Here is a 9,992-nt window from a genome sequence, read left to right as displayed (position 1 = left end):
CACCGGGTCGGGCCCGCGCCGTCCTCGTGGGCGAACGCGAGCCGCGCGGTCAGTCCGCCGGACTGCGGCGCCTCGAGCGTGAGGGCGGCACCGTGCCCCTCGGCGACGGCGCGGACCAGGGCGAGGCCGAGGCCGTGCGAGCCGGCCACCCGCCCCGCCGCCCGGAAGAACGGCTCGTCCAGGCGCTCCGCCACGGCAGGGTCGATCACGGGGCCGCCGTTGGCGACCTGCAGCACGGCAGCCCCGTCGTCGCCCTGGCCCAGCGCGACCTCGAGCCAGCCTCCCGGCTCGTTGTGCACGACGCCGTTCCGCACCAGGTTGCCGACGAGCACGCCGAGCAGGGCAGGATCGCCGTGGACGAGCGCCGGGCAGGTCGCGTTGCGGACGTCGACCCCCCTCCGGTCGGCCTGCGCCCTGACGGCCGCCACGGAGTCGTCGACGACCGCGGCGAGGTCGACGAGCTCGCGCTCGTCGCCGAGCCCCGCCTGTGCGTCCGCGAGGACCAGCAGGGCCTCGACCGTCTCGATGCTGCGGGTGTTCATCTCGCGGAGCCGTGCCGTGAGGCGCTCGTCGACCCGAGGGGCGTCCACGGACGCGTCGAGCATCGCCTGGGTGGTCGCGAGCGGCGTGAGCAGCTCGTGCGAGGCGTTGGCCGCGAAGCGACGCTGGGCCTCGAACGAGCGGTCGAGACGGGCGAGCATGTCGTCGAAGGCCGTCGCGAGTCGCCCGAACTCGTCGTCGGGTCGTCCGGGCGCCCGGTCGGCCAGCCGCTCGCGGAAGAGCCCTCGCCGACCGTGCTCGGCGTCGCGGGCGGCGGTGGCGAGGTGCTCGACGGGTCGCAACAGGCGCCCGGACACGATCCAGCTGCACCAGACGCCGAGGGCGAGCGCCGCGGTGAAGACGACGAGGGAGGTGGTGAGCAGCACCCGGAGCAGGTCGCCCTCGCCGGCGATGGTCACCATCGACGGCACGTCCACGCTCGCGACGGGCGAGCCGGGCGAGCCGGGCGAGCCGGGCGAGACGGGCGAGACGGGCGAGCCGGGCGCGACGGGCGAGCCGAGTGCCTGGGCCGCTTCGGGTGCGATGCTGACCGAGGGGCCGTCGCCGCCCTCGGCGCTCCCCCCTGCGGGGAGGGCCGAGGTGCTCACGGTGGCGAGGTCGTATTCGGGGACGTACACCATGACCAGGAAGGTGGTCGTGACGATGGACAGCCCGACGGCGGCGAGCACACCCGTGAAAGCCGCGGTCAGCCGCAGGCGGGCACTGCCCCGCGGCCAGGCGGACGTCGGCCTCAGGGGGCTCGTGCGTCCTGCCCCGCCGCCGCCCGTCACGTCCCGGCCAGCTCGGGCGCCGGGACGCGGTAGCCGCGCCCCGGGACCGTCTGGATCAGCCACGGCTCGCCCAGGCGGCGCCGCAGGTTCGAGATCGTGACGCGCACCGAGTTGGTGAACGGGTCGACGTTCTCGTCCCAGGCCTTCTCGAGGAGGCGCTCGGCGCTGACGACGCCCCCGTCGGCGTCGAGCAGCACGCCCAGCACCGCGAACTCCTTGCGCGTGAGCCTGACGAAGCGCCCCGCTCGGAACACCTCGTGCCGGAAAGGGTCGAAGCGCAGGTCGCCGCGCTCGGTGACCGGGGGCCGGACGGCGCCCGCGCGGCGTGCGAGCGACCGGAGCCGGGCGATCAGCTCGGGGAACTCGAACGGCTTGGCGAGGTAGTCGTCGGCACCGAGCTCGAAGCCGTCGACCTTGTCGCGCAGGCCCCCTGCGGCCGTGAGCATGAGCACCCTGGGGCCGGCGGGCGCGAGGGCGAGGGTCGAGCAGACGTCGTCGCCGTGCGTGCCCGGCAGGTCGCGGTCGAGCACGACGACGTCGTAGTCGTTGACGGCGAGGCGCTCGAGGGCGGAGTCGCCGTCGTGCACGACGTCGACGGCCATGGCCTCCCGCTCGAGCACGGACTGGACGGCCTCCGCCAGGTAGACCTCGTCCTCGGCGATGAGCACGCGCATGCCGGCTCCTTTCCTCTGGGGTGATGGTCCTGCAGTGTGACATGTCAGACATCATGTCCAGATAAAGGCAGCTGCTTACGGGCTGGCAACGCCCGGTGCGGTGGTCTTGGGCCTGTCGTCCTCCCCGGGCGACGGAGGAGCGCACTCAGCGCGCCTCCCCTGCTCACACCTGGAGACCCACATGTCCACGAAGCGTGCCGCCCTGCTCCTCGCCCTGCCCCTGTTCGCCGTCGCACTGGCCGGCTGCTCGGCGGGCTCCGACGCCGGCGGGGACTCGTCCACGCCGCGGAGCGAGTCGCAGCTCGCCGCCGACGCCAAGGCCTGGGACGTCGCCAACGCGCAGTGCCTGCGCGACGCGGGCATCGACGTCGGCGACCCGTCGGAGTCGGGGGGCACCGCCGTCGGGGTCGGCGGCGACTTCGACCCCGAGGCCTTCCAGGCCGCTGCCCGGACGTGCAGGGAGGAGGTCAGCGCTGAGCTCGGCGAGCGACCCGTGACGGCCGCCGAGGAGAAGGCGCAGGGCGAGTACGAAGAGCAGCTGCGCGAGTCGAACGCCTGCCTGCGCGACGAGGGCTACGACGCCCCCGATCCGAAGGAGGGCGACGGAGGCGCGATGATCTCGGAGGCGCCCGACCAGGACATCCCCGACGACGTCCTCGAGGCCTGCGGCGCGTTCGCCGGCTCGGGCTCGACGGGCCAGGAATGACCGTCCGACGCCGCGCCGTCGTCTGGTCCGGCGTGGCCGGGGTCGCCCTGGTCGGCTGCGTCGTGACGGCGCTGATGCTGGCCGGGCTGCCCGGGGCCGCCTCGGCCGGCGCGGACGACGACGAGCCTCGCGACGACGACCGGTCGACGTCGACCGTCGACCGGGGGACCCTCACCGGCACCACGACCAAGCCCGGCACGTTGAGCAGGCTCGACGGGCCGACGATCGGCGGCGCGGCCCAGGGCACGATCACCTGGCTGCCCCAGGTCGGCGACGTCCTCGCGCCGCGGAACGAGCTGTACCGGGTCGACGACCGACCCGTCACGGCGTTCGAGGGCGCCCTGCCCCAGTGGCGTGCCTTCGAGTCGGGGATGTCCCCGGGGCCCGACGTGCAGCAGGTCGAGCAGAACCTGCACGCCTGGGGGTACTTCACCCGGACGCCCGACCAGACCTTCGACGCCCGCACGACCGCGGCGATCCGCGCCTGGCAGAAGGCCGGCGGCCAGCTGCGCACCGGCACGATCGAGCTCGGCGCCCTGCAGTTCGTCTCGGGCTCGTTCGTGGTCGGGGGCCTGTCGGCCGCCGTCGGCGACGCTTCCGGCGGCGGTCCGCTCTACACGACCAAGCGGACCGAGAAGGTGGTCACGGTCGACCTGCCGGTCGGCTCACCGCTCGCCACGATCGGCGGCGTCGTCGCGATGGAGCTGCCCTCGGGCACGACCGCCCCCGGGCACGTCACGGCCGTGGGGGCCGCGAAGGTCGACGACGACACCGCGAAGACGGCCGTCCCGACGACCCTCTCGTTCGACGACCCGGCCGCGCCGGGCGACCTGACCGACGCCTCCGTGACCGTCGACTTCGTGTCCGAGGTGCGGGAGGACGTGCTGTCGGTGCCCGTGCTCGCCCTCGGCGCAGCGGTCGGCGGGGGCTTCGTGCTCGAGGTCGTCCAGCCGGACGGCACGACCGAGGCCGTGCCCGTCGAGACCGGCCTCTTCGCGGGCGACCGCGTCGAGGTGACGGGCGACGTCGCCGAGGGCCTCGAGGTCGTGGTGCCGGCATGAGCGCCGTCATCGAGCTCACGGGCGTGACCCGTGAGTACGGCCGACCGCCCACCACCGCCCTCGACGGCGTCTCGCTGCGCGTCGACCACGGCGAGATGGTCGCCGTCGTCGGGCCGTCGGGGTCGGGCAAGTCGACGCTGCTCAACGTCCTCGGCACCCTCGACCGACCGACGTCGGGCACGGTGGCCGTCGACGGAGTCGACGTCGCCACGCAGAGCGACGCGCAGCTCTCGGCCCTGCGGGCGCACCGCATCGGCTTCGTGTTCCAGCAGTTCCACCTCAGCGACGGGGTCTGCGCCACCGACAACGTCGCGGACGGGCTGCTCTACACGGGCACGCCGATCAGGGAGCGCAGGAGGCGCGCGACGGAGGCCCTGCACCGCGTCGGCCTCGGCCACCGCCTCACGCACCGGCCGAACCAGCTCTCCGGGGGTGAACGCCAGCGCGTCGCCATCGCCCGCGCCGTCGTGCACCGACCGCCCCTGCTGCTGGCCGACGAGCCGACGGGCAACCTCGACTCGCGGGCCGGCGAGGGCATCGTGGCGCTGCTGCACGAGCTGCACGCCGAGGGCACCTCGATCGTCGTCATCACCCACGACGTCGAGCTCGCGCGGCGGCTGCCGCGGCGCGTGACGATCCGCGACGGGCGGGTGGCCGACGACAGCGCCCGTGCCTCCGAGACCGCGACGGTCTCCGTCGGCCGCCCCGACCTCGGTGCCGGCTCGTGACGGGGCAGGACGGCGTGGGCGACGCCCGGTCGCGGCTGCTCGCGTCCGACGTCGCCCGGCTCGGCGTGTCCGGGCTCGTCGCGCGACCGACCCGAGCGGTGCTGTCGGCGCTCGGCATCGCCATCGGCATCGCCGCGATGATCGCCGTCGTGGGCATCTCGACCTCGAGCCAGGCGCAGCTCACCGCGACTCTCGACCAGCTCGGCACGAACCTGCTCACGGCGTCGCAGGGGACCGACTTCTTCGGCGAGTCGGCGTCGCTGCCGCTCACGGCGGGCGCCTCGGCCGGGAACGTCGACGGCGTCGAGTCGGCCGCGACGACCGGCTCGGTGCCCGACACGGGCGTGTACCGCAACAGCCGCGTCCCCGACGGCGCCACGAACGGCATCACGCTGCGGACGGCGTCGCCACGGCTGCTCGAGGTGCTCGAGGCCGAGGTCGCCACGGGGTCGTGGCTCACCGCCGGCACGGCGCAGTACCCCGTCGTCGTGCTGGGCGCCGAGGCGGCCGAGCTGCTCGGCGTCGCCGAGGCCGGACGCCACGTCGTGATCGCCGACTCGGAGTACGTCGTGGCGGGCATCCTCGAGCCCGTGCCCCTCGCCGCGGAGATCGACTCGTCCGCTCTGGTCGGCGAGGTCGCCGGCGAGTCGTTGGCCGGGGAGCCCGTCGCCCCCACGACCGTCTACACGCGGGTCGACCCCGAGCGCGTCGAGCAGGTGCGCGAACTGATCGCCCCGACCATCCAGCCCCGCTCGCCCTCGGACGTCGAGGTCACCCGGCCCTCCGACGCGCTCGCGGCCAAGCAAGCGGCCGACCAGGCCTTCACCGGCCTGCTCGTCGGGCTCGGCTCGGTGGCCCTGCTGGTCGGAGGCATCGGGGTCGCCAACACGATGGTCATCTCGGTGCTCGAGCGGCGACGCGAGATCGGCCTGCGCCGGGCCCTCGGCGCGACCAAGCCCCACATCCGTCGGCAGTTCCTCGCCGAGGCGCTGTTCCTCTCGGCACTGGGCGGGGTCGCGGGCGTCGTGCTCGGCACCGGCGTGACCGCCGTGTTCGCGGTGTCGAAGGGCTGGCCGGCGTCGATCCCGCCCGTCGTCCTCGCCGGGGGGCTCGCCGCCACGCTGGTGATCGGCGCCCTCGCCGGGCTCTGGCCCGCGGTGCGGGCGGCACGCATCCCGCCGACCGAGGCGCTGCAGTCCTGACCGGCACCGCGCCTCCTCATCGCCGGCCCGCTCGTGGACCGGGACGGCGAAGGAGGTGCGGTGCGGCAGGTCAGGCCGGCGTCGGCAGCGCCGCCTCGATGACGGAGACGATCGCCGGGTCGTCCGGCTCGGTGGTCGGACGGAACCGGTGCACGCCGCCGTCGGGCGTGACGACGAACTTCTCGAAGTTCCACTTCACCTTGCCGGCCTTGCCGGAGGCGTCGGGCGTCTTCTTCAGCTCCGTGTAGAGCGGGTGCTCCGAGCGGCCGTTGACGCGCACCTTCTCCATCATCGGGAACGTCACGCCCCAGGTCGCCGAGCAGTACTCGTCGATGGCCTCCGACGAGCCGAGCTCCTGCAGGAACTGGTTGCTCGGGAACCCGACCACGGTGAAGCCGCGCTCGCCGTACGTCTTCTGCAGCTGCTCGAGCTTCTCGTACTGCGGCGCGAGGCCGCAGCGCGACGCGACGTTGACGACGAGCACCACCTTGTCGGTGAAGGCGCCGAAGCGGGTGTGCTCGCCGCGGAGGGTGGTCAGGTCGATGTCGTCGAGGTCGCTCATGCGCGCGACGCTACTCGCACACCTGCCGAGCGACCTGCACTGCAGCACGACTTCACTCCTCTCGTCAACCCCCTCTCGACGACTTGTCCCGGCCCGTGCGGCCCGCCAAGATCAGGGGGATGTCCGCCGATCCCCGACGCCGTGTCCTGGTGGAGGCGCAGGGCGACGACGTCGACGGCGCGGCCCGGTTCTTCGGCTCGGGCTACGGCGAGGTGGGCGGCCTCCGGTTCGTCGCCTCCGACCGGCCCTTCCACTGGCGGCACACGACGCGCGGCGACGGCGAGCTGACGCTCCGCACGACCCACTTCTCCGGCGAGGTCACGGGCACGATCCAGCCCCGCGGCGAGCGGATCATCCAGTGGCTCGGCCGGGGCTCGGCCCTGATGGACATCGGCCGCGACGAGGTGACGCCCGAGCTCGGACAGCCGATGCCGTTCCCCTGGGGCCGGCCCTTCTCGTTCCGCGTGACCGACGTCGAGCAGAACCTGCTGCACCTCTCCGACCGCGTGCTCGACGAGGTCGCGTCCGAGCGCGAGGACGCCTACCCCGGCTCCGTGCGCTTCGACCACACGGCCGTCATCGACGACGAGGGGCGCACCCGCTTCAACGCCGCCCTGCGCCACATCGCGCGGACCTACCTCGACGACGCGTCCGACGACGCGGTCCGGGCCGAGACGGCGCGCTACGCGGCGAAGGTCCTGCTCGACACGTTCCCGCACACCTCCCGTCGCCTCCCCGACGAGGTGCTGGCGCCGCGCAACGCGTCGCTCCGCGAGGCGGTGGAGTACGTCCACTCGCTCGCCCACGAGCCGATCACCCCGAGCGGCGTCGCCAAGCACGCCGGCCTGACCCCGCGCGGGCTGCAGCAGGCGTTCAGCCGGCATCTCGACACGACGCCGTCCGAGTACCTGCGCGCCGTGCGGCTCGACCGCGTGCGGGACGAGCTCGTCGAGGGCACGGCGGACACCGTGACGGTGGCCGAGGTGGCCCAGCGGTGGGCGTTCGCGCACCTGGGACGCTTCTCCGCCTCCTACGTCCACCGCTTCGGCGAGTACCCGCGCGAGACGCTGCACCGCGCCTGACCGGCCCCTCGTGGGGGCGTCCCGAGGGCGCCTCGACCCGGCCGGGGGGCGACCACGGCCAGGCCGGAGGAGGTGCCGTGCGCGTAGCGTGGGAGGCTCACCCTGACGACCGGAAGAGCCGCATGAAGCGCATCAGCTACGCCGAGGACCACCTGGTCACCGGTGACGACATCGCCGACGCGGTCATGGCCTACGCGCAGGCCCTGGCGATGAGGGGGCGGTCGGACTCGATCGACGTCCCGGCCGTCGACGCCGGCGGCTCCGCACGGCTCTTCAGCATCCTCGTCGGGCCGGCGAGCCAGATGCTCACCTCCGACGTGCTCACGGTCGACGAGTCCCGCGGCGACGAGATCACGGACGCGCGCCTCGTGGCCGACCTCGCGGCCCGCACCGCGGCGCTCTCCGGCCCGTCGCCCGTCGCCGTGCCGCAGGGCACCGACGCCGTCGACCTCGAGACGGAGCAGTTCGGCGTCCCCGACCTCGGCGGCGATGCGCCGGACGAGGGCGGCGACGACGCGGACGGCGACGACGAGGGCGCCGACGACGAGGGCGCCGACGACGAGGGCGACAGCCCCAGCCGTTAACCCGGCGGCCATCTCTGCGGCACGTGTCGTGCATATGGTCGTGGCGTCCCGACGCCCGACCACCCCGAACGCACGACCGATCCGGTCGACCCGACCGCACCAGAGAGAGCTCCCGCATGCGCGCACGCCGCCCGGCCTCCCGCCCCACGACACCGTCCTCCACACCGGCGGCGGCCTCGAGCCCCTCGCGGGCCGCCCGCGTCCGGCGCCCGCTCGGCGCCGTCGCCCTCACCGGCACGGCGGCCCTCGCCGCCGCCGGCCTGATCGGCCTCTCGGCGCCCGCGAGCGCGGCCGTCGTCGCGGCCCCGATCGAGGTCTTCGCCGACCAGGAGGCCTTCGACCTGCAGCCGGTCGGCTCGTACGAGACCGGCACCTTCGACGCCAGCGCCGCCGAGATCGTCGAGCACTGGACCGGCCCGGCGCGGGACGCCTCCGGCACGACGCTGCACCGCCTCCTCGTCGTCAACGCGGCGGAGGCGGTCGTCGAGGTCCTCGACGTCGGCACGCCCTCGGCGCCGGTCTCGGCCGGCTTCACCGTGCAGACCACCGGCGTCACGGCCGCCGACGGCTCGGTCGTGCCCGCGGGCGCCGTCGCCAACTCGGTCTCGGTGCGGGCCGACGGCCTCGGCGCCGTCGCCGTCGAGAGCGACGACAAGACCGACCTCGGCTGGGTCGTCTTCTTCGACGCCGCGGGCGACGGAGGCGCCCTGGGCGCCGTCCGCGTCGGCTCGCTGCCCGACATGGTCGCCTTCAGCCCCGACGGCGCCCGGGTGATCGTCGCGAACGAGGGCGAGCCCGCCGAGGACTACTCGGTCGACCCCGAGGGCACGATCAGCGTCGTCGACGTGCCCGCGACGGTCTCCGCCCCCGCACAGTCGGCCGTCAGCACGGCCGACTTCCACGACTTCGAGGTCGGCGGCAGCTCGGTGCTCGACCCCGAGGTGCGGATCTTCGGCGGTCGTGCGGACGCCGGGACCGTCACGCCCCCCGAGTCGCCCCTGCTGTTCCCCGTGAGCGAGAACCTCGAGCCCGAGTACGCCACCTTCTCGGCCGACGGCGCGACCGCGTGGGTCTCGCTGCAGGAGGCGAACGCCCTCGCGATCGTCGACGTCGCCTCGGCGACCGTCACCGAGGTCGTGCCGCTCGGCACCGTCGACCGCGCGGTCGTGCCCTTCGACCCGTCCGACCGCGACGGAGCCGGCGGCGGCCCGGCGATCGCGATCGGCACCTGGGCCGGCGTCGAGGGCTACCTGATGCCCGACACGATCGCCAGCTACGAGGTCGGCGGCTCGACCTACGTCGTCACCGCGAACGAGGGCGACTCGCGCGACTGGGACGGCTACAGCGAGGTGTCCAGGGGCAGCGCCCTCGGCCGGGGCGGCGTCCCGCCGGTCTGCGCCACGTCGCCCGCCGCCGGCTCGCTGGCGCCCGCCGCCCTCGGCCGGCTGAACGTGACGACGGCGAACGGCCTCAGCGCCGACGGCTCCTGCTACGAGACGCTCTACACGTTCGGGTCGCGGTCGTTCAGCATCCTCGACGCGAGCGGTCAGCAGGTCTTCGACTCGGGCTCCGACTTCGAGGAGGTCACCGCGGCCGCCGCGCCGGAGTTCTTCAACTCGAACCACACGGAGTCCAACCTCGACGGCCGCAGCGACGACAAGGGGCCCGAGCCGGAGGGCGTCGCCCTGGGCGAGATCGACGGACGCACCTACGCCTTCATCGGCTTCGAGCGCGTGGGCGGGATCGCCGTCTACGACGTGACCGTGCCGACCGCCGCCTCCTTCGTCGCCTACGTCAACAACAGGGACTTCACGGCGCCGCCGGCCGAGGCCTCTCCTGCCGCGCTCTCGGCCGCGGGCGACCTGGGGCCCGAGGGGCTCGCGTTCATCCCCGCCGCCGACTCGGCGACCGGTGAGCCCATGCTCGCGGTCGGCAACGAGGTGTCGGGCACGACGACGCTCTTCGCGATCACGGTGCCCGCGGCGGTCGAGCCGCCCGTCGTCGTGCCGCCGGTCGACCCGCCCGTCGTGGTGGACCCGCCGGTCGTCGCGCCGGGCGACGG

The 9,992-nt window shown here is 74.3% G+C and carries 10 protein-coding genes; 7 read left to right on the top strand and 3 right to left on the bottom strand.

Annotation, left to right across the window (positions count from 1 at the left end; all coding sequences use genetic code 11):
- Positions 1-1,229, bottom strand: a 1,229-nt coding sequence (locus RWM17_RS08830) for a HAMP domain-containing sensor histidine kinase (RefSeq protein ID WP_314102804.1), incomplete at its 3' end; no start/stop codon positions are given.
- Positions 1,230-1,327: 98 nt separating this feature from the next.
- Positions 1,328-2,005: a response regulator transcription factor gene (locus RWM17_RS08825; protein ID WP_314102802.1), complete on the bottom strand. Its 678-nt coding sequence runs from the start codon at positions 2,003-2,005 to the stop codon at positions 1,328-1,330.
- 181 nt (positions 2,006-2,186) lie between these two features.
- Here RWM17_RS08825 and RWM17_RS08820 point away from each other — a divergent pair, with 181 nt between their 5' ends.
- The 4 genes from RWM17_RS08820 to RWM17_RS08805 are packed head-to-tail and all read left to right on the top strand — an operon-like array spanning position 2,187 to position 5,702.
- Positions 2,187-2,711 carry a hypothetical protein gene (locus RWM17_RS08820; RefSeq protein WP_314102800.1) on the top strand — a complete coding sequence of 175 codons (525 nt, stop codon included), beginning with the start codon at positions 2,187-2,189 and terminating at the stop codon, positions 2,709-2,711.
- On the top strand, positions 2,708-3,772 hold the full coding sequence (locus RWM17_RS08815; RefSeq protein WP_314102798.1) for a peptidoglycan-binding protein: 1,065 nt from the start codon (positions 2,708-2,710) through the stop codon (positions 3,770-3,772). Before RWM17_RS08820 ends, RWM17_RS08815 begins: the two co-directional genes overlap by 4 nt.
- Entirely contained in the window at positions 3,769-4,500 is a 732-nt protein-coding gene (locus tag RWM17_RS08810) for an ABC transporter ATP-binding protein (RefSeq protein WP_314102796.1), read from the top strand. The genes RWM17_RS08815 and RWM17_RS08810 overlap by 4 nt, the downstream gene beginning before the upstream one ends.
- Positions 4,497-5,702 carry an ABC transporter permease gene (locus RWM17_RS08805; RefSeq protein ID WP_314102794.1) on the top strand — a complete coding sequence of 402 codons (1,206 nt, stop codon included), beginning with the start codon at positions 4,497-4,499 and terminating at the stop codon, positions 5,700-5,702. Before RWM17_RS08810 ends, RWM17_RS08805 begins: the two co-directional genes overlap by 4 nt.
- Before the next feature lie 70 nt (positions 5,703-5,772).
- Here RWM17_RS08805 and RWM17_RS08800 read toward each other — a convergent pair whose 3' ends face one another.
- Entirely contained in the window at positions 5,773-6,264 is a 492-nt protein-coding gene (locus RWM17_RS08800; RefSeq protein ID WP_314102792.1) for a glutathione peroxidase, read from the bottom strand.
- A gap of 119 nt (positions 6,265-6,383) precedes the next feature.
- Here RWM17_RS08800 and RWM17_RS08795 point away from each other — a divergent pair, with 119 nt between their 5' ends.
- From RWM17_RS08795 to RWM17_RS08785, 3 genes are all read left to right on the top strand, one after another.
- Positions 6,384-7,346, top strand: coding sequence for a helix-turn-helix domain-containing protein (locus tag RWM17_RS08795; protein ID WP_314102789.1), 963 nt, complete (start codon positions 6,384-6,386; stop codon positions 7,344-7,346).
- Between the two features lie 122 nt (positions 7,347-7,468).
- Positions 7,469-7,930: a hypothetical protein gene (locus RWM17_RS08790; protein ID WP_314102786.1), complete on the top strand. Its 462-nt coding sequence runs from the start codon at positions 7,469-7,471 to the stop codon at positions 7,928-7,930.
- Between the two features lie 116 nt (positions 7,931-8,046).
- The coding region (locus RWM17_RS08785; protein ID WP_314102785.1) for a choice-of-anchor I family protein at positions 8,047-9,992 on the top strand (1,946 nt) is incomplete at its 3' end.

The organism is uncultured Frigoribacterium sp., from assembly GCF_963515265.1.
GTDB lineage: Bacteria > Actinomycetota > Actinomycetes > Actinomycetales > Microbacteriaceae > Frigoribacterium.
This window is presented reverse-complemented; position numbering and strand designations above follow the sequence as displayed.